16 protein-coding genes are annotated in these 18875 nt (G+C 68.0%); 7 read left to right on the top strand and 9 right to left on the bottom strand.

The genetic code is table 11. The features are described from left to right. Nucleotides 1–9: 9 nt before the first annotated feature. Nucleotides 10–1878, bottom strand: a complete 1869-nt coding sequence (locus HNQ08_RS04800) for a glycoside hydrolase family 10-like protein (protein WP_229789728.1) — start codon at nt 1876–1878, stop codon at nt 10–12. 300 nt (nt 1879–2178) lie between these two features. On the opposite strand from HNQ08_RS04800, the gene HNQ08_RS04795 reads away from it, so the two are divergent. The 4 genes from HNQ08_RS04795 (at nt 2179) to serA (ending at nt 6101) form a co-directional block, all read left to right on the top strand. Beyond that, entirely contained in the window at nt 2179–3276 is a 1098-nt protein-coding gene (locus HNQ08_RS04795) for a LysM peptidoglycan-binding domain-containing M23 family metallopeptidase (RefSeq protein WP_184127957.1), read from the top strand. Nucleotides 3277–3310: 34 nt separating this feature from the next. Next, nucleotides 3311–3742, top strand: coding sequence for a PaaI family thioesterase (locus tag HNQ08_RS04790; protein ID WP_184127956.1), 432 nt, complete (start codon nt 3311–3313; stop codon nt 3740–3742). Nucleotides 3743–3780: 38 nt separating this feature from the next. Next, on the top strand, nt 3781–4401 hold the full coding sequence (gene aat / locus HNQ08_RS04785; RefSeq protein WP_184128916.1) for a leucyl/phenylalanyl-tRNA--protein transferase: 621 nt from the start codon (nt 3781–3783) through the stop codon (nt 4399–4401). 77 nt (nt 4402–4478) lie between these two features. Beyond that, complete coding sequence (serA, locus tag HNQ08_RS04780; RefSeq protein WP_184127955.1) at nt 4479–6101, top strand: phosphoglycerate dehydrogenase; 1623 nt, start codon at nt 4479–4481, stop codon at nt 6099–6101. Between the two features lie 94 nt (nt 6102–6195). Here serA and HNQ08_RS04775 read toward each other — a convergent pair whose 3' ends face one another. Beyond that, nucleotides 6196–6819, bottom strand: a complete 624-nt coding sequence (locus HNQ08_RS04775; protein ID WP_184127954.1) for a superoxide dismutase — start codon at nt 6817–6819, stop codon at nt 6196–6198. A 208-nt stretch (nt 6820–7027) separates the two neighbouring features. On the opposite strand from HNQ08_RS04775, the gene HNQ08_RS04770 reads away from it, so the two are divergent. After that, entirely contained in the window at nt 7028–8710 is a 1683-nt protein-coding gene (locus tag HNQ08_RS04770) for a chloride channel protein (RefSeq protein ID WP_184127953.1), read from the top strand. Between the two features lie 57 nt (nt 8711–8767). Here HNQ08_RS04770 and HNQ08_RS04765 read toward each other — a convergent pair whose 3' ends face one another. The 3 genes from HNQ08_RS04765 to HNQ08_RS04755 all read right to left on the bottom strand — a co-directional run bounded on the left by HNQ08_RS04765 (nt 8768) and on the right by HNQ08_RS04755 (nt 12014). After that, nucleotides 8768–9499: a DUF4388 domain-containing protein gene (locus HNQ08_RS04765; RefSeq protein ID WP_184127952.1), complete on the bottom strand. Its 732-nt coding sequence runs from the start codon at nt 9497–9499 to the stop codon at nt 8768–8770. A 37-nt stretch (nt 9500–9536) separates the two neighbouring features. Beyond that, nucleotides 9537–11045 carry an NAD(P)H-hydrate dehydratase gene (locus HNQ08_RS04760; RefSeq protein ID WP_184127951.1) on the bottom strand — a complete coding sequence of 503 codons (1509 nt, stop codon included), beginning with the start codon at nt 11043–11045 and terminating at the stop codon, nt 9537–9539. A 108-nt stretch (nt 11046–11153) separates the two neighbouring features. Further along, entirely contained in the window at nt 11154–12014 is an 861-nt protein-coding gene (locus HNQ08_RS04755; RefSeq protein WP_184127950.1) for a tetratricopeptide repeat protein, read from the bottom strand. A gap of 160 nt (nt 12015–12174) precedes the next feature. Between HNQ08_RS04755 and HNQ08_RS04750 the strand changes: the two genes are divergently transcribed. Then, the gene (locus tag HNQ08_RS04750) at nt 12175–12543 is read left to right on the top strand and encodes a hypothetical protein (RefSeq protein WP_184127949.1); all 369 of its coding nucleotides are present in this window, start codon (nt 12175–12177) and stop codon (nt 12541–12543) included. A 66-nt stretch (nt 12544–12609) separates the two neighbouring features. On the opposite strand, the gene HNQ08_RS04745 is transcribed toward HNQ08_RS04750, so the two are convergent. From HNQ08_RS04745 to HNQ08_RS04730, 4 genes are all read right to left on the bottom strand, one after another. Then, nucleotides 12610–14304 carry a VanW family protein gene (locus HNQ08_RS04745; protein ID WP_184127948.1) on the bottom strand — a complete coding sequence of 565 codons (1695 nt, stop codon included), beginning with the start codon at nt 14302–14304 and terminating at the stop codon, nt 12610–12612. A gap of 158 nt (nt 14305–14462) precedes the next feature. Continuing rightward, a complete protein-coding gene (locus HNQ08_RS04740) occupies nt 14463–15725 on the bottom strand; it encodes an aspartate aminotransferase family protein (protein WP_184127947.1) in 1263 nt (420 codons plus the stop codon). Nucleotides 15726–15811: 86 nt separating this feature from the next. After that, the gene (locus HNQ08_RS04735; RefSeq protein WP_184127946.1) at nt 15812–16690 is read right to left on the bottom strand and encodes a DMT family transporter; all 879 of its coding nucleotides are present in this window, start codon (nt 16688–16690) and stop codon (nt 15812–15814) included. Further along, complete coding sequence (locus HNQ08_RS04730) at nt 16687–17316, bottom strand: pyridoxamine 5'-phosphate oxidase family protein (RefSeq protein ID WP_184127945.1); 630 nt, start codon at nt 17314–17316, stop codon at nt 16687–16689. The genes HNQ08_RS04735 and HNQ08_RS04730 overlap by 4 nt, the downstream gene beginning before the upstream one ends. Before the next feature lie 61 nt (nt 17317–17377). Here HNQ08_RS04730 and pdxR point away from each other — a divergent pair, with 61 nt between their 5' ends. Then, complete coding sequence (pdxR, locus tag HNQ08_RS04725; RefSeq protein WP_184127944.1) at nt 17378–18865, top strand: MocR-like pyridoxine biosynthesis transcription factor PdxR; 1488 nt, start codon at nt 17378–17380, stop codon at nt 18863–18865. The last annotated feature ends 10 nt before the right edge of the window (nt 18866–18875 follow it).

Below are 18875 nucleotides of genomic sequence, written 5' to 3'. Positions count from 1 at the left end.
GGAAGATGCTCAGGGCTTGGACGGCGTCAGGACCGCCGGGGCGACGGGAACAGGCGAAGCGGTCACAGGCTTCAGGTCACGCACTGTCAGGTCCGGCAGGCGCACCACGCCGCGTTCGGGCACGGTGTCCACCCAGCGCTGGCCACTGACCCGCACTTCCGTCTTGCCGGGTGGCAGGGCCGCGAAACCGTAGTAACCACTACCGTCGGTCATGGCATAAGCCACCACCTGACCGTTTTGCAGGGCCTCGACCACCCGGAATCCCGGCACGGGCGTGCCGGTAATGCGTCCCATCAGACCGCGCGAGGTGGGCGGCTTTTCCTTCCACGGGGCGGGCGAGGCGAGCACCGCTCCGGGGGCGCTCAGCAGCTTCTGAACGGTGTTCAGGCCCTGCGCGGTGGTTTCCTTCGCACCGTAGACGTCCAGGGTGGGGGTCCGGTAGGAGTAGCCCACCCAGCCCAGGCCCGCGCCCACGCTGCGCTGCGCCTGATTGGCGGTCACGGGGGCGCCATTCAGGTACATGGCAGTCCCGGCGGCCACGCCCGCGCTCAGCCCGTCGGGACGGGCCTGGATGCCGCGCGCAAAGGCGTTCCAGCCGTCGAACCACTGGCCCTGCTCGCCTACCGCGTCGCGCTTGTAGTTCATCAGGACGTTCAGATCGATCAGGCCGCTCTGCATCCAGGCGGGCCAGTCCTGCAGCACGTCACCGTAGGTGCGAGTCCGCCGGAACGCCACCAGATCGCCGGGGGCAGGCGGCTGACCGTAGGTGATGGTAGCGGCCGTAATCCAGGCGTCTGGGCGCAGCGATTTGATCTCCAGCGTGATGCGCCGCACCACGTTGGTCACCTGCTGCCGTTTCCAGTCCTGCCAGACCGTGTCGGTCACGGCAGGCGTGCCCGTTCGCCCTGTCTCGGCGCGGTAACGGGCCAACACCTTGGGATCGTAACCCCAGACGTCACCGTCAGGATAGCGGATGCGGTCCAGTTGCACGCCATCGACAGCGTAATTCTTGACGAGACTGACGACACCCTGAATGACGTACTCGGCGGCCTCGGGAATGCCCAGGTCCAGCCAGCCGTCATTGCCCTCCAGCCAGCTGCCGTCCGGACGGCGGGCCATCCATGACGCTGCGCCGGAGTTCGGACCGTGCGTGCGCGAGATGTGCGCCGGGTTGGTATTGGGGGCCGCTGCGTTGGCGATGCCCGTCACAGCGACCCAGGCGATGACCCGCATGCCGCGCGCGTGGGCCAGCCGCACCGTGAGGCCCAGCGGGTCCAGTCCCTTTTCCAGATCGGGATCGGTCGCCTTTGGCACGCTGGCTTTCAGGCACAGGCAGTCAGCCCGGCGGATGGCCTGCACGAACAGCGTATTTACGCCCATGCGCGCGGCATCGTCCACCATCTGTGTGACCTGGGCCCGCGTCTTCAGGCCCGGCCCGAAGGCGTCGACCCACAGCCCACGGACCCCGCTGCCCACGGGCGGCTTCTGGGCCACCGGCTTCAAGACCGGCGGCGTTGCCCCGGCCTGACCCTGGGCCGGCGGCGCAGGCGGGGGCAATTGCGGCTGGGGCTGAGACGGCTGCGCCTGAGGCGCTTCGACGGGCGGCACCGGGGCAGCGGGCGGCGCGGGCACAACAGGAGCGGGATCAGGCTCGGGCGTCGCGGGGACCACGGGCTGTTCAGGCGCGGGGTCCGGCGTCACCACCGGAGGCACCTCGGGCGACGGCTCGGGCAAAGGAGTGGGGCTGGGCGGTGACGTCATGGGCGGGACAGGCATGACGGGAACGGCGGTGTCCTGCGCGCCTCCCTGTCCTCCCCAGCCCGTTGCGAGGGTGAGCGTGAAGGTCAGCAGCGCCGTGCGGCGAGAAGATAAAGGCATGATATCGCCCCGCAGGCTAGCGCACCGCAACCGGAGGGACATGAAGGCGGCCTGGAAGCGGGTGGCGGGATGCCGATGAATCGCCCACACCAGCAAGAAGTGAATAGGAATCAGGGCCGTCCTGCTTGAAACGAAAACCTCAAGTCTGGCGGCATCTCTTGTGATTGCCGACTCCGCCGCGCATGAAACCACCTGACTCCAGGGTTCAAAGCCTCTCTAGCAGAAGCTTAGAGGTGGTCACGCACCTTAACCCTGACCACCATGCCAGCTTTCTCACATCCTCCCCTTATGCTGCCGGACATGAAAGACCGCGCCGCCGTGCTGCTAGCCTTTTCCCTGCTGTTCAGCGTGGCGGGGGCCTACACCGTCCGGAAGGGCGACACCCTGTACTCCATCGCGCGGGCCAACAACACCAGCGTCAACTCCATCATCCGCCTGAACAATCTGAAGGGCACGACCCTGGAGATCGGGCAGGAGTTGCGGATTCCTGGCGTGGCTCCGGCCTCCAGCACTCCCGCCGCCAGCAAGCCTGCCCTGCCTGCGCCGCTGCCCGCCGATCAGCTCACGCCCACCGCGCCGACCTCCAGCATCGCAGGCGTGACGGTGCGGGTGCCACAGAGCCTGCGGATGGGCGAGGCATTTGTGGTGCAACTGTCGGGGTCACGGGCCGGGCAGGCCACGGTGCGCTTTCCGAGCGAGGTGGGCGAGGACGTGCGGATGCCCAACGAGATCCTGAAACCCATCGGTGCGGCGGGCGAGTTCATAGTGCTGGGCCGCGTGGTGCTGGGCAAGACCACGCCTGTGGTCTACGAGGTCAATCTGGGGGGTGAACTGATCCGGGGCCGCATTCCGGTGGTGGGCCTGGACCAGCCGATCCAGCACCTGAACCTGCCCCCACGTGTCAGCGGTGTGCTGCAGGACCCCGGCAAGGCCGTGGAGGACGCCGCCGTGAACAAGGCGTACATGCTGCGGACCCCGCAGGTCTGGACCCGGCCTTTTGCGCCCGCACTGGCGAAGGCCAAGGCGACCAGCAGCAGCTTCGGACAGCCGCGCACCTACGTGCCGGGCGGCGAGGTGGCGTACCACTTCGGCACCGACTACCCTGCCCCAGTGGGCACGAGCGTGCTGGCGGTCAACGACGGCAAGGTCATTCTGGCGGACAAGTATCCGGTACGCGGCGGTCTGGTGCTCATCGATCACGGCGCGGGCGTGACCAGCCTGTACTTCCACCAGAGCAAGATCGTGGTCAAGCCCGGACAGATCGTGAAGCGCGGCCAGAAGCTGGGCGAGGTGGGCACGACGGGCCTCAGCGCCGGACCGCACCTGCATCTGGAAATGCGGGTGCGCGGCGAGGGCACCAATCCGGCCAACTGGATGGACCGACTGTGGCCCAAATAGGCCGGAAACGGGCTAGACTGCTACCCTGAGCCCCATGGCTGACCCGACTTCGCGCCCCCTTCCCACGCTCGACGAGCTGAACCGGCAGGGCGAGGGCAAACTACCTGGGCTGATCGGCATTCGCTTCACGCATGTGGAACGCGGCCTGATCCGCTCCGAGCTGACGCTGCGCCCCGAATTGCTTGCCCCCAACGGCTTTCTGCACGCGGCGAGCGTGGTGGCACTGGCCGATACAAGTTGCGGCTACGGCACCCGGTTGTTGCTGCCGGAGGAGGCCACGGGTTTTACCACCATCGAACTCAAGAGCAATCACCTGGGCACGGCGCGCGAGGGAATGATCATCTGCGAGGCCCGTAGCGTTCATGCCGGACGCACCACCCAGGTCTGGGACGCAGAAGTGCGCGGACCACATGGCAAGGTCATGGCACTGTTCCGCTGCACGCAGGCGGTGCTGTATGGCCGGTGAGCCCGCACCGGCCGCGCCCGCCCGGCACCTGCGCTGAGATGCCCACCGCCGCCCATTTCCTGAACCACCCGGACCCCCTGACCCGCGAGGTCGCGAGGGGCTACGCGGGCGGCGCATTCCTGATGGACAACGGGGACGGCGTGCAGTGGTACGGTGTGGCAACCCGCGCTCTGGTGCCGTTGACCGAAGAGGACGGGCTGCATGTGGCGCGCAGACTGCGCCGGGAGCTGCCGCGTTTCGAGGTCCGCGTGGATACTGCTTTCGGTGAAGTGATCGAGGGCTGCCGGGGGCGGTTGCCGGGAGCGCCAGCACGGGACGGCGAGTGGATCAGCCCGGAACTCACGGACCTTTACGGGCACCTGCATGAAACAGGCCTGGCCCATTCTTTCGAGGTCTGGCGCGACGGGACACTGGCGGGCGGTGTCCTGGGACTGGCGCTGGGCGGCGCATTCATTGCCGAGAGCAAGTTTCACCGGGTCACGAATGCCAGCAAGGTGGCCGTGATCCGTCTGGCCGAACACGTCCGGTCCAGAGGGTTCATCCTGCTCGACGCCCAGATCCAGAACCCTCACCTGGCAACGCTGGGCGCCTACGAAATCGACGCAGAAGCGTACGCCCCACTGCTGGCGGCGGCGCTGGAGTTAGAGGCCGCACTGTAAGGGCGCCTCAGCCTCTGCCCCACCTATGGACTAGATCAACTGCCCCTCACCTGCCCTGCGCGGCTTACCCTGCGGACATGAGCGCCCCTGCCTCCGCCCAGACCGATCAAGCGCCCACCACCCTGCGCGTGCTGATCTGCGACGAGATGAACCCCGGCAATCTGGACCACGACGGCTTCCAGATCGATTACCAGGGGAATATGGACCGCGCCGAGACGCTGCGCCGCCTGCCCCAGTACGACGCCCTGATCACCCGCAGCCGCACCAGGGTGGACCGCGAACTGATCGACGCCGCCGGGCCACGCCTGAAAGTCATTGGGCGCGGCGGCGTGGGCGTCGACAACATCGATCTGGAATACGCCAGCCTGCGCGGTCTGCTGGTGCTGAACGCCCCCGAGAGCAACAACGTTTCGGCGGCGGAACTGGCCGTGATGCATCTGATGGCGGCGGCCCGCGGCCTGACCCGCTCGGACCGCAAGACGCGGGCGGGCGAATGGGACCGTAAATTTCTGGGGCTGGAACTCAAGGACCGGACGCTGGGAATCGTCGGGCTGGGCCGGATCGGCAGCATGGTAGCGGACCGCGCCCAGGGACTTCGCATGAACGTGGTGGCCTACGATCCCTACGTCCCGGAGAGCAAATTCGAGCGGCTGGGCGTGACGCGCGCCACATCGCTGGACGACCTGCTGGGGCAGGTGGACTTCCTGACCGTCCACACCCCGCTGACCGAGGAAACAACCGGCATGATCGGCGCACGTGAGCTGGCGCGGATGAAGCCGGATTCCATCGTGGTCAATGCGGCGCGCGGCGGCATTATCGAAGAACAGGCGCTGGTGGACGCCCTGCACAGCGGTCATCTGTTCGGAGCCGGGGTGGACGTCTTCGTGGACGAGCCGCCCACGCCGGATCACATTTTTCTGGGGGCGCCCAACCTGGGCATCACCGCCCATCTGGGCGCCAACACCCGCGAGGCGCAGGAGCGTGTGGGGGCGGAAATCGTCTCACGGGTGCTGGCCGCGTTGCAGGGTGACGTGAGCAAGGGCGCCGTCAATGCCCCGGCGCTGGACCCCAAGACCCTGGAAGCCCTGGGCGGCTACCTGAACCTGGGCGAGAAACTGGGCCGCATTCAGGCTCAGCTGCTGCCCGGCGCCTACGACATCGAGGTCACGTTCCGGGGCGAGTTTCCCACCGATCCAGCTCCGGTGGTGTCCAGCGTGCTGGTGGGCTACTTGTCGGGCAGCACCGACGAGCGGCCCAACATGATCAACGCACGCGCCCTGGCCAGGGAACGCGGTCTGAATCTGGCGGTGCGCGAGCAGACTGACAGTCCCGACTACCAGACCGAGGTGATCGTCAAGGTCAGCACCCAGGGGCCGGACAAGATCCGTACCCGCACGGTGGGCGGCACGGTCTTCGGCCGGAGTCCGCGCCTGACCCGTCTGCGCGACTACCGCGTGGAACTGGAACCGGAAGGTTACATCCTGATCGCCAGCAACCAGGACAAGCCGGGGGCGGTGGCGCAGCTCAGCACGCTGCTGGGCACCTGGGGCGTGAACATCGCCGGGATGGCCCTGGGCCGCGCCACACGGGGCGGGCAGGCGTTGTTCACGCTGACGCTGGACGAGGGCCTGAGCGCCGAGCAACTGCAGGCGGTGCGCGATCTGGACGTGATCGACAGCGCTTATCTCGTGCGGGTGTAGGCAAGGTTTCAGACTACGCCCTGTTCTCAGCGTACAAGGACCGTAAAGAAATGCCCTCCAGCCACGCGTGGCTGGAGGGCATTTCCCCTAGGGCTTACTTCGCTTCAGCGTAACGCCTGGCGACCTCGTCCCAGTTGACGACATTCCAAAACGCTTCCAAGTAGTCGGGGCGCTTGTTCTGGTAATTCAGGTAGTAGGCGTGTTCCCACACGTCGACACCCAGAATCGGGGTACCGCTCGCGCCGGCAATCGCCTCGCCCATCAGCGGGCTGTCCTGGTTGGCGGTGCTGACCACAGCCAGCTTGCCATTCTGCACGACCAGCCACGCCCAACCGCTGCCGAAACGGGTCTTGGCCGCGTCCTCGAACTTCTTCTTGAAATCCTCGAAGGTGCCGAAGGTCCCCTCAATGGCGGCCATCAGTTCGCCACTCGGCTGGCCGCTGCCCTGGGGACCCATGACCGTCCAGAACAGGCTGTGGTTGGCGTGGCCACCCGCATTGTTGCGCAGGGCTGTCTTCTTGTCGGCAGGCACACTGTCGAGTTTGGTGATCAGTTCTTCGACAGGCATGTCCGCAAATTCAGTGCCTTCCAGCGCCTTGTTGGCGTTGTCCACGTAGGCCTGGTGGTGCTTGTCATGGTGAATTTCCATGGTGCGGGCGTCGATGTGGGGGGCCAGGGCGTCGAAGGCGTAAGGCAGGGGGGGAACTTGGTAAGCCATAACAGTCTTTCTCCTTGCAAGGCAAAGCCGGAGACGCGCACGGTGCGCGCACTCCCTTCGCAAAAACTGCCCTCAGCTTACGCCACCCTCCCGAATCTCCCAAGACCATGAAGCTTTAGGCGGCCCTAAGATGAGAGATAGCGCCGCACAGCTTGGGGGAAGGAACACAGGGGCGCCCACCGCCACTTTGCTCTAGCATAGGCCACGTATGCGTTCACCATTGCCCCGCGCCGTACTGACCCGTCTGGAAACGGGACGGGTGGTGGTTCTCAGTGTCCTGGTGGGAGCGCTGGTGGGCGGCCTGAGTATCCTCCTGCGCGTGTTGCTGGAGGCCCTGTTGAGGTTGGGCGCCCTCGTGACGGGCTACGCCCCTCCCGGCACCCCCGGCGAGGGCGGCCTGTTGATGGCCTTCGGCGACGCACTGCCCTGGGGGCTGCTGGCGTTGCCGGTGGTGGGCGCGCTGTACACCTGGCTGGTGCCGGCGGCGGCGGGGGACGCGCTGGGTCAACTGGTGCGCGGCTACCACGCGCGCGGGCAGTGGCCCACCCCCCTTGTTCAGCTGCGGACGCTACTGGGGACCGTCCTGGCTTACGGCACGGGCTTACTGGTGGGGCGGGATTCGGCCCTCACGGTCACTGGTCAGCTGGGCGCGCGGCTACTGGGGCGTTTCACTCGGCTGGACGCAGTGGAGGTCCGCACCCTGACCCTGGCCGGGGCGGCGGCAGCCCTGGGAGCGGTGTTGCATGCGCCGCTGGCAGCTGCCGTGCTGATCGCGGAGGTGCTGTACCGACGCTTTGAATTCGAGTTCGAGGTGGTCATGCCGTGTGTGCTGGCTGCCGTGGCCGGAACGGCAGTGTATGGCCTGGCTTTCGGGTTTACGCCGCTGCTGAGCGTGCCAGTCCTGGGGGTTCCGGCGCTGGCCCAGCTTCCGGCGCTGCTGGGGGTGGCGCTGGCCACCACGCTGGCCGGGTGGCTGTCGCTGCTGGCCGTGCGCGGCGTTCCTGAAGGCTGGGCCAGTGATCGGCTGCGCCCGGTGCTGGGCGGGCTGTTCGGGCTGGTCACGGCGGCCATCGCCTTTTACAGCACCCCTGCCGTGCTGGGCGACGGCAGCGGCTGGGTGCAACTGGGCGTCTCGGACTTTGTGGGGGCGGACGGCGGCCTGGCCGGCGCGTGGCGCTGGCTGTTGCTGGCGCTGGGGGCGCGGCTGGCCTTCGGGGGTGGTGTGCTGCCCTCAGTGGGGGTGGGCGGGCTGCTGGGTGCCGGACTGGGCAGCGTGCTGGGCGTGGACCCCGCGCTGTCTACGCTGATCGGGCTGGTGGCGTACCTGACCGTGACCCTGAACGTGCCTCTGGCGGCCGCGCTGCTGGCGGTGGCCTGGGGCGGTGAGGCGCTGCTGCCCAGCGCGCTGGTGGCTGCCGGCCTGGCCCACGTCCTGAGTGGCACGGACGGTCTGGTCCCAGGGCAGGTCAAGTCCCGCGCCCAGAGCGGCGTGCATCAGGGAGGGCCGGGGCTGGTCGGCGGGCTGGCGCAGCTGCCGGATTCGGTGCGCTTCATCCCACGCCGCGCCCTGGAGCCCTCGTCGGAGGCGACCCAGGACACGCCTGCGGTCCCCTATGACGGGCCTTTCTCGCAGGAAGGCACCATATCCGCCGACTCCCTGGCTAGCGAACGCGAACTGTACCGCCGCGGAGTCCCGCCGAGCTGGCGTGGGGCCCGTCTGAAGCTGCTGAGCCTGCCGCCAGGGGTGGAGGTGGTGGGCATCGTCCGGGACGGCACAGTACGGTTGCCACACCCGGAAGTGCGCCTGACCTCCGACGATGAACTGGTCTTTCTGGCGCGCCCGGACGCCTACGCTGCGCTGGAAGGCCTGCTGCGACTGCCCGGAATCTGAACGGCCAGGCCGCAGGCCTTTGACCCGTGTGTCCGGGCCTTTTTGATCGTTGCCGCCTTACAGTTGGTGCTGAAGGAGCGCACCGGGAGAGGGGACGCCGTACTTCTGCTCCCAGACCAGATCGCGGAGCACCCAGCCGCTGCCGGGGAAACGCAGGCCCAGCCGCAGTTCATTCAGGAGATAGTCGCGCACGGCGTGCTGGGGAAGACCGGCCACGGTGGCCTCACCCAGCGTGCGTTTGCCGTTCAGGTGACGCGCCACCGGGTGCGTCCTGGCGCGCGGCCCGGCAGGCTGGAGCCGCAGCCGGTACCATTCGTAGCGGTCCAGTGGCTGCAGACGGCCTTGTTTGAGCGCTCCCACCACCAGCTGGGCGGCCTGGAACACCGGCACATCCAGTTCCCGGGCAGCGCCGCGCACTGAAGAGCTACCCTCAAACGGAAACAGGTCTCCCTGGAAGCAGCGGCTGGGGCTGGCGATAACTTCGCAAACTTTTTCCCACTCATCGCTGACGCGCGCCCAGTCGGTGGTCAGGTGCCCGTACGGTCCCAACGGCGGCCCTGCCACAGGACGGTGCGTGAAGTCGAAGGTGCCGCTGTCAGGCAGCAGCGGGCTGGCGTACAGCGCGTCCAGGCCCATCCAGTCCAGGATCCCCCCCGAGATGATCTCGCCGGCAACGAACGTGACCGTGTACGGCACCTCGGCCTGAACATCCAGCACGCCGGTCTGCCGGGTGGTGTGAATCAGCTCCAGAATGCCCAGCAGTGGAAGGTCCTCAAGAAGTCCCTGCATTAATGTGAACAACTTAGCACCGGGTTTCTTACCGGAGTCACACATTTCCCGGCGGCCCAGAACGTGAGCGAGTCGGCCCCGAGGACGCTTTGAGCGCCTGCCAGGCCGCGCCCAGCTGATCCGAGACATCGGTGGCGATCAGACCATAGCCGTGCGTGTCGGCGGCAAGTTCACCTGCGCGGGCGTGCAAGCGTACTCCTGCAACCCCGGCGTCGGCTGCGCTCAGCCCCTGCCCCAGGAGCGCGGCCAGGAGGCCCGACAGCGTGTCCCCCATCCCCCCAGAGGCCATGCCAGGATGTCCGCCGCGCGACACGCTCAGCGCGTTCGCTGACGCGACGACGCTGGGGCCGCCCTTGAGCACTACAGTGCCGCCTAGCAGCTCCTGCAAACGTCGCGCCGCCGCCAGGGGATCGCGGATGACCTCTGCCGTCCCGGTTCCCAGCAGCCGCGCCGCCTCGCCGGGGTGCGGGGTCCACAGGCACTCGGAATGGCCGTGGCCCGCCAGTTCGGGGTGCAGGGCGTCGGCGTCCAGCACGGTAGGGATTCCCCAGGCCAGCACCTCACGGGCCACCCGCACGGCCTCCGGTCCCAGGCCCATGCCCAGCGCCACGGCGTCGGGCAGACCGGAGGCGCGCAGCTGGGGCAACGTCTGGTCCCAGTCCGCATGCCGCTGAACCATCAATTCAGGCGTCACGAGCGGCACATCCGCCAGCGAATGGACGGTCACCAGCCCAGCCCCCGCCCGCAGCGCCCCCAGTCCTGCCAGCGCCGCCGCCCCCACCGTGCCAGGATGCCCACCCACGATCCAGACCCGTCCTGCCGTCCCCTTGTGCGCGCCGGTGGTGCGGACGGGCAGCCGCGAGGCCACCTCGGCGTCCTCGGTGCGGGTGGCGAGGGCCTCCTCTCGCACCCAATCGGGCGGCACGCGCAGCGGCACCAGCGTCACCCGGCCTGCCCGCGTGGCGGCCTCGCCGAACAGCACGGCGGTCTTGAAGCCCATCAGGGTCACGGTCTCGTCAGCACGCACACTCCCTTCTGCCCTCTCCGCGCTGGAGGCATCCAATCCGCTGGGCAGATCGATGGCCAGCACAGGAAGCCCAGCGCCGTGGGCGGCGTTCATTGCCTCGATCACTTCTGCCATGGCCGGACGCAACGGCGGCACGAATCCGGTGCCCAACAAGCCGTCCACCAGCACCCCGGCGGAAGCGGCGGCGCGGCGCAGGGCGGCCACATTGAGGGCCTGCGTTTCCCCACCCACCGCCCGCAGGCGTTGGCGGTTCAGGCGGGCCAGCGGATGCTTGGCAGGTTGCGCCAGCACGCGCACCACCCGGCCCAGCGCCAGCAGGTGCCGGGCCGCTACCAGCGCGTCCCCACCGTTGGCCCCGCCACCCGCCAACAACACAACCGGGCCCTCCGGAAACGAGGCCTGCACGGCGTCGGCCACTGCGCGCCCGGCCTCCTCCATCGTCAGGTCCAGCAGTCCGGCACGTTCCAGACGGGCGTCTACCCGCCGCGCACCCCCGGGACTCAGGATGAATTCGCTCATGCCCGCTTATAGCGCACCAGTCTGCCGTTCAGCTCACCCCTGGCCAGCAGTGAGTCGGCGGCGCAGATCAAGCCGACGCCCGCCCGGAGGACTGTTCTTTCAGGGTTCTCAGGTCACCGCGCCGCGCAGGGCCAGGAACAGGATCAGGATTACCACCGCGATCAGCACCCAGCGCATGCCCTTGAACAGCGGGTTGCCCGCGAACTGCGCCTTGACCTCGGCGTCCGCGTCCTCGCGCGAGCGTTTCATGCCCAGGCGCTGACCGCGCCGGATCGAGCGTACCGCCTCGCCCATCTTGCCCTGACGGCGCAGCGCCACGCCCAGGTTGTGGTGCCCACCGTCGTACTCGGGGTTCAGGCGGATAACTTCGCGGTAGCGGGCCTCGGCCCCGGCGTGGTCACCACTCTCGATGTCCAGATTGCCCAGGTTGGTCAGCGCGCGGTAGTGCCCCGGATCAGCTTCCAGCGCCTGCTCGAACAGCGCCCTGGCCCTTATACTCTCCTCTTGCAACGCCAGCAGGACGCCCTGAATGTTCAGCGCCTCGGCGCGCGTCAGCGGCTGGGCCAGCGCCGGGGCCAGCCCGGCCGCCAGCACTTCCGGGTCCGGCTCCTTCAGGTGGGCGACCAGAGCGTTCAGCGCAGTCTCCAGCGCGTCGGGATCGGCAGCGCGGCGCAGCACGCTCAGTTCGGCGGCTGCGGCCCCCCCGGCCAGCGCCTCGCGGTAGTCGGTCAGGGCCCGGCGGGCCGACGGGTAGCGCCGCGCCCGCACGGTCTCCTGGAAGCGGAAGACCGCCTCCAGCGCCTCCTGAATGTCGGGGCCGGCCCCGTTCAGGCGCGAGACGGCCAGCGCCCGGCGCCACTCCCCGGCGCGAATGACCTCGCCCAGATCGGGCAGGGCGGCGGGATCGGCGGCGGGCAGCCCCGCAGGCTGGGCCGTGGACTTGGCCGGAGAACGGGCAGGATCAGACATCTGGCCCGATGATAGGCCGGAACAGGCCACATGGGGGTGCGGGCTTCCCATTCTTATGGGGATGGATCGGTGGCGGCCTCTTCAACAGGCGGGGCACCGGAGAGGTCATTTCCGTGTCGCCGGACAGTTGCCACCCGCCCGCTGTGGCAGCATGGCAGGCGTGAATCCTTCCTTTCTCCCCCGCACCGCCCTGATCACGGGTCTGGTCATCGGCGCGCTGAACATCATCTTCGGCGGCGTGGAATACGGCTTTGCCAGGTTGCCCATCTGGTTCTATCTGGCGCAACTGCTGCTGATCCCGGCCATGCTGGTGCCGATGTTCTACTTCCCCCAGGCCGCCGTGGCGCGCGACTTCATGCGCCGCGCCGCGTACTTCGCAATGGGATGGGCGGTGCCTTTCGCCATCTACAAGTTCTCGTTGGACGTGCTGAGCCCCACCTTCAGCCCGGCCGCCTCGCTGATCAGCTACATCTTCGTGATCGCCGCCTTCTCGCTGATCATGGCCGCCGTCCGCAAACCCACCAGATAATCCCGCTTATCGAAGCAGCGTGGGCCAGAGATAACCTCCGGCCCACGCTTGCATTGTGTTGCTCGTTCAGCTCGGCCCCACCTCGTACACCGCCTGCCAGGGCTTGTAGACCGTGCTGGTCCTGTCGATCCGCACGCCACTGGCGTCCTTGATGGTGCGGGTGATGTAAAGATCGAAGCCGTCTGCCGCCCAGTCCACCTGCCTGCTGGAGCCGGGGCGCAGCTTGGGGTTGACCACGTACTTGGGGGCGGGATGCGGCGTGCGCTTGAGGATGACGGCGGGGCTGACGGTCACGGTGCGCGCTTGCTTGAGGCCCCAGACCTGCACCTTCAGGGTGCTGGCCGCGTCGTCGTTGATGGTCTTGATCAGCAGCGGGCCGCCCGTGTCATTGGCGAATTTGAGGTCCAGTCCCGGATCGTAGACGGCGGCCTCGAAGCCCACCTGCGGCTCGTAGTAGCCGACGCGGTAGCTGTGCTGATTGCGTTCCTCGACGGGCAGCCCCGCGCCGTACAACGCACGGAACACAGTGGTGCTGACCTGACACACCCCGCCACCCAGGCCGTCCACCGTGCGCCCGCCGCTAATGATTAGGCCGCCCACGAAACCATTGTCGGCGGTGATGCCGCCCAGAGCTTTCAGAAAACTGAAGGTACCGTCCACCGGGACCACCGCACCGTTGACTTTGGCGGCGGCGTTGGCGACGTTGGTGCGGCGCTCGGGGCTGCTGTGGTAGTAGGTGCTGACGCCGGTGTGGATCAGACTCAGCTTGCTGGCGTCGGGCAACTGCGCGGCGGTCAGCTCAGGCTGGACTGTCTTGGAGGCGAACACCATGCTCGTCTTGGCCGGGTCCAGCACCGTGGCCCGGAAGGCCGCGTAGGCCGATTTCTGGGTCACACGGCCCGCCTGCTCTGGCACCTTGACCGGTTTGTTGCCCTCGAAAGTAAAGCGGGCATTCTGCGCGGGCTGATCGATAAATTCCGTCAGCAGGGTGAAGGCCCGCTTGAGGGCAGCCTCGTCCGCGACGATGCCCTGCGGCTTGACCCAGTACAGGTTGGCGACTTGCAGCGGGGTCAGCACGCCCTTGCGCGCCGTACCCGCCAGCGTTGCGCCGAAGGACCGCATCAGCGCATTGCCCTGATCCACGTAGCCCTGCAGAACTTCGGCGGTGTGCTGCGCTTTCCATTCCTTGACCGGAATCTGGATGGTGGTGGCGGTGGGCGCGGAGGCGTAGGTCGTGGCTGCGGCAGCAGCGTCGTATTGACGGCCCGGCGTGTCCTTGGCCGTCACGGCGTACCGCAGGGTCTGCTTGTCAAAGGCCACCGTGGCGTTCTTAGGCTGCGCGTTCAGGCTGGCGGTCAGGGTGGACAGCGCCGCCTTGGCCGCGGCAGGATCGACGGCGGCGATCAAGGGAAAGCTCTGCGGCTGCGGCTGGCCGATCATGCCCTTGACGCGCTCCATCAGGGTGCGGGCAGCGCTGACCTTCTCGGCGGCGGCCACGCTGGTCTCGGCGTCGGCGTGCCAGCCCAGCTGGTCTGCCGCCAGGGTCCACGACTGGTCTCCCGCCCGGACGGTGACCTGTGGCGCCGTGGCAGCGCGCTCGCCGAGGGCGGCGACCGCCTGGGCACGGGTCAGGCCGCCCACATCTACACCCGCCACCGTCAAGCCCGGCGCGAGCTTCTCGTCGGAGCTGGCCGCCACACCCATCGCCAGTGCTCCGCCCAGCAGCACTGTCGCCGATACACCCATCAACCAGAACTTCACGGTTCCAGTGTAAGGAGCTTCACCGTGGAGGGTCTGAGGGATTTTCACACTCTGACGCGTTTCTTTCGACCGTTACCGCCCGTGTTCGCCCCAGCCGGACACGGAAAAAGGCAGGCGGCCGGTGCGTGCACCGGCCGCCTGCTTCCCGCGAAGCGGACCTACTCGCTCTGCTTCTCCTCGGCCTGCGCGGCCAGTTCGGCTTGGCGCTCGGCACGGGGGTTGACGCCGTTTAACACACGCTCGAAGGCGTCCACCACCGAGTCGATCTGTTCTTTCGTGATGGTGATGGGCGGCAGGAAACGCACCACCAGCGGGGTCGCCTGCAGGGCCAGCACACCCTCGTCGTGTTCCAAGGCGGTGATGTACGGCGCGCTCTTTTCCTTGAGTTCCACACCGATCATCAGGCCCATGCCGCGCACCTCGCGGATCTTGGGGCTCTGGATGGCACGCAGCCGGTCCATGAAGTACGCGCCCTTCTCGCGGGCCTGCTCGGCCATGCCCTCGCGCTTCATGGCGCGGAGGGCGGCGATGCCGGCGGCCATGCTCAGCGGGTTCCCGCCGAACGTGGTGCCGTGGCCGCCAGCGGGCATGCGGTCGGCCACCGCGCCAGTCATCACGAACGCGCCGATGGGAACGCCGCCGGCCATCGCCTTGGCCAGCGTCATGCCGTCGGGCGTCACGCCGAAGTGTTCGGTGGCGAACATCTTGCCGGTGCGGCAGAAACCAGTCTGGATCTCGTCCATGATCAGCAGCGCACCCTTCTCCCTGGTGATGCGGCGGGCCTCCTGGATGAATTCAAGGCTGCCGGGCCGCACCCCACCCTCGCCCTGCACGGGTTCCAGGATCACGGCGGCGGTCTGATCGGTCACGGCGGCACGCAACTCTTCGATGTTCCCGTAGGTCACGAAGTCCACGTTCTTGTTGTCCACGGCGTCGCCGAAGGGTTCGCGGTACTTGGGTTCCCAGGTCAGGGCCAGCGCGCCCAGGCTGCGCCCGGAGAAGCCGCGCTTCATGCTCACGAAACGCTTGCGGCCCGTGCCCGTGATGGCGAACTTCTTGGCCGCCTCCATCGCCTCGGTGCCGGAGTTGCACAGGAACACGCGGTCCAGACCCTGCGGAAGCACGCCCACCAGCTCCTGCAGAAACTCGGCGCGTTTGTCATTGGGCACGCTCTGGGGCATGATCATCAACCGGCCCGCCTGCTCCTGAATGGCCTTGACGACGTCCGGGTGGCTGTGGCCAATGTTGGCGACGCCGTAACCCGCCACGCAGTCGATGTACGAGCGCCCGTTCTCGTCCCACACCGTTGCGCCCAGGCCGCGCACCATCACGACTTCATGCTTGTTGTACACGCCGCTGTCGTACTTCAGCTCGGCGTCCAGCCATTTGCTGTGGGTCTTGTTGTCAGGGATTGCAGTCATACAGGCCTCCGTTTGCCCTCAGTGTAGGCGTCGTGGGGGGAAAAGTCGGTAAGGTGTCCAGCCTATTGGACAGCCGTCCGCCGGGATCAGACGGGCGCAGGCTGACGGGTCCGTCTGGGACGCAGGTTCAGCAGCGCCAGCCCGGCCAGAATGACGCCCACGCCGATCACCGAGAGAACGCCCACACGCTCTCCCGCCACCGCTCCCCAGAACAGCCCCCAGACGGGCAGCAGGTACGTGACCGCCGTGACCTGCGTGCTGGAGATACGCGACAGCAGCCCGTAATACAGCAGGTAGGCCAGGCCGCTGCCGAACACGCCCAGGAACAGCATGGACAGCGCCGCCTGGGCCGTCAGGGCAGACGGCGCGGGGCCGAGGAGCGCGCCAGGCAGCAGCAGCAACCCGGCCAGCGTCAACTGGGTGGTCGCCAGCCCCACTGGATTCAGGCCCTTCAGCGTGCGCTTGGCGATCACCGTCGCCAGCGCGTAGCCCAGGCCCGCTGCCGCCAGCACCGTCACCCCCAGCGCCGAGGCATGACCACCACTCAGGCCGCCGAACACGGTCAGGCCCACACCGCCCAGACCGATCAGCACGCCCAGGATCACGCGGACACTGGGGCTGACCTCACGCACGCCCAGGCTGATCATCAGCGTGAACAGCGGCGTGGTGGCGTTCAGGATGGCGGCAATGTTGCTGGATACGCTCTGCTCGCCCCAGGCGAAGAACGTCCATGGCACCACATTGTTGAAAAAGGCCACCAGCAGCAGCGGCTTCCACAGGCGGGCAGGCGGCAGCGTGTGACGGCCCACCCGCAGCGCCATCCACAACACCGCCGCACCGAACACGCAGCGCAGCAGCGCCATCCACAGCGGCGGAAAGACCTCGCCCCCCCACTTGATCAGCAGGAACGAGATCCCCCACACGGCAGAAAGCAGAAAAAGCTGGAAGGCGTCCTGACGGGTCACGGCCTGCTCCCGGCGGCATCGGGCACGGCGGGGCGGAGACGGGCCAGTTCTGGCGTCAGCGCAGGCCAGTCGTCGGTCTGCTCGGCCCCAGGCTGCCAGTTCTCCTTGCCGCTCCAGCGTTCCACTGCCAGCGAATAGACGCTGGTGCGCGCCAGATCGCTGTCCAGAATCGGACGGGTCTCCTGACCGATCTGCAGGGCGGGAAACACCCGTTCGGAGAGGATGCGCAGGGCCTCGCGAGCCTCCTCGCGCTCCGTCAGGAGCCGGGCCGTGCCAAACGCCACGACGCTGCGGTACTGCACCGAGAGTTCCAGCGGCGAATTGCTGGGAAGCAGACACCCGATCTCGCACGCCTCGAAGGTGGCTGGATGCCCCTGCCCGGTGTTCGCCCACAGCCGCCCGGTAATGTTGGTGTGGTACACGATGTCGTGCTCGCCTGGGCGGTAGGCGAAGGCCAGCGTGGTGATAAAAGGGAAGGGCTGCCCGTCCACCGATTGCCACACGGTGGCCACCCGCCCGATGCTCACGCGGGCCAGCAGGGCGCGAATCCATTCGTCGCCCTGGCGGTTCTGGGGGCGGCGGCTGATGGACGGGTCGCGATGCCGGGGATCGTAGAAGTCGGTCATGGCTGGGGAAAGCTCACAGGGAGACGGCGAGTCGAAGCGTTCATGCCCGTAGACTACCGGGATGGTGGCCCCCCGCGAAGATCCACTTCTGCCCAAACAGAACAGTCCACTTGCGGGCACTCTGCCGATTGCCCTGAACCTGAGTCGCGGCGCGGTGAAACCGCTTCACACACAACTGGCCGACGAATTGCGGGCGGCGGCACTGGCGGGCACGTTGCCTGCCGGCCTGCTCCTCCCCGGCTCGCGCACGCTGGCCGCTGAACTGGGCGTGACACGCGGCGTCGTGGCCGACGCTTACGCCGAACTGGTGACCGACGGCACGCTGGAAGCGGCGGTGGGGCGGGGCACACGCGTTTCAGAAGGGGCCACGCAAACGGGTGCTGCACGGATGAATGTTGCACAGCCAAACCACACGGGCGGCGCACCCGGCTGGTTCTCTCCCCCACTGCCCGCCCCGGTGGAGGGGCCGAACCGATCGGCAGGCATCCACTTCCGGGTGGGGGTGGCGACGACCGCCACGCTGAACACGCGGGCCTGGCGGCAGGCGTGGGCGGCGGCGGCGCGGACACTGGTAACAGGCGACTACGGCGATCCGGCGGGGGAACCAGAGCTGCGCGCGGCACTCTCGGCGTTCGTGGCCCGGTCACGCGGGCTGAGCGCCCCGCCGGAGCGCGTGCTGGTCACGGCGGGTTCACTGCAGGCGCTGAACCTGATCCTGCGTGCCCTGCCCCCCGGCTCGGGGGTGCTGTTCGAGTTCACCGGCTACCGCGCCGCGCGGCAGGCCATCCTGGACGCTGGACACGTCATCGTACCGCTGGAGCAGGATGTGGACGGCCCGGTCATCAGGCCCGACATACCACCGGCGCGGCTGGCCTACGTGACCCCCAGCCACGGCTTCCCGCTGGGTGGACGCATGAGCGTACCGCGCCGACTGGCCCTGCTGGAGTGGGCAGCCAGGCACGACGCCCTGATCGTGGAAGACGACTATGACGGCGAATTCCGTTACGGTGCGCCGCCGCTGCCCACGCTGGCGAGCCTGGACGCTCAGGGCCGAGTCCTGTACCTGGGCACGCTGTCCAAGGTTCTGAGCCCCGGATTGCGCACCGGCTTCCTGATCGGCCCGCCCGCGTTGATGCCCTCGCTGGTGCGCGCCCGCACGCTGCTGGACTCGGGTCATCCACTGCCCGTCCAGCACGCGGTGCTGCACCTGCTCCGCACAGGCGAGGTGGACCGGCACATTCGCCGCACACGCCGCTGGCACGCCGGGGTGCGCGATGCCCTGGCCCGCACATTGGGGCCACTCTCGCCGCAAGCCATGCTGGGCGGCATCGAGGCTGGGCTTCACGTCTGTCTCCACCTGTCGCCACCGCTGGAGGCACAGGCGGTCAGCGGCGAACTGGGTCGGCGCGGCGTCTTCGTTTCCACGCTGGACAGCTACACCTTCGCGGGGGCCGTGCCCAATGCCCTGCTGCTGGGGTACGGCGGCCTGACCATCCAGCAGGCGCAGACCGGGGCACAGGAGATTGTCCGGGTCATCTCCGGACGGTAGAGCGAACTTT

Origin of the sequence: Deinococcus humi (genome assembly GCF_014201875.1) — a bacterium.
GTDB lineage: Bacteria > Deinococcota > Deinococci > Deinococcales > Deinococcaceae > Deinococcus > Deinococcus humi.
Note: the sequence above shows the minus strand (reverse complement) of the source record. Positions and strands in the feature narration are given on the sequence as shown.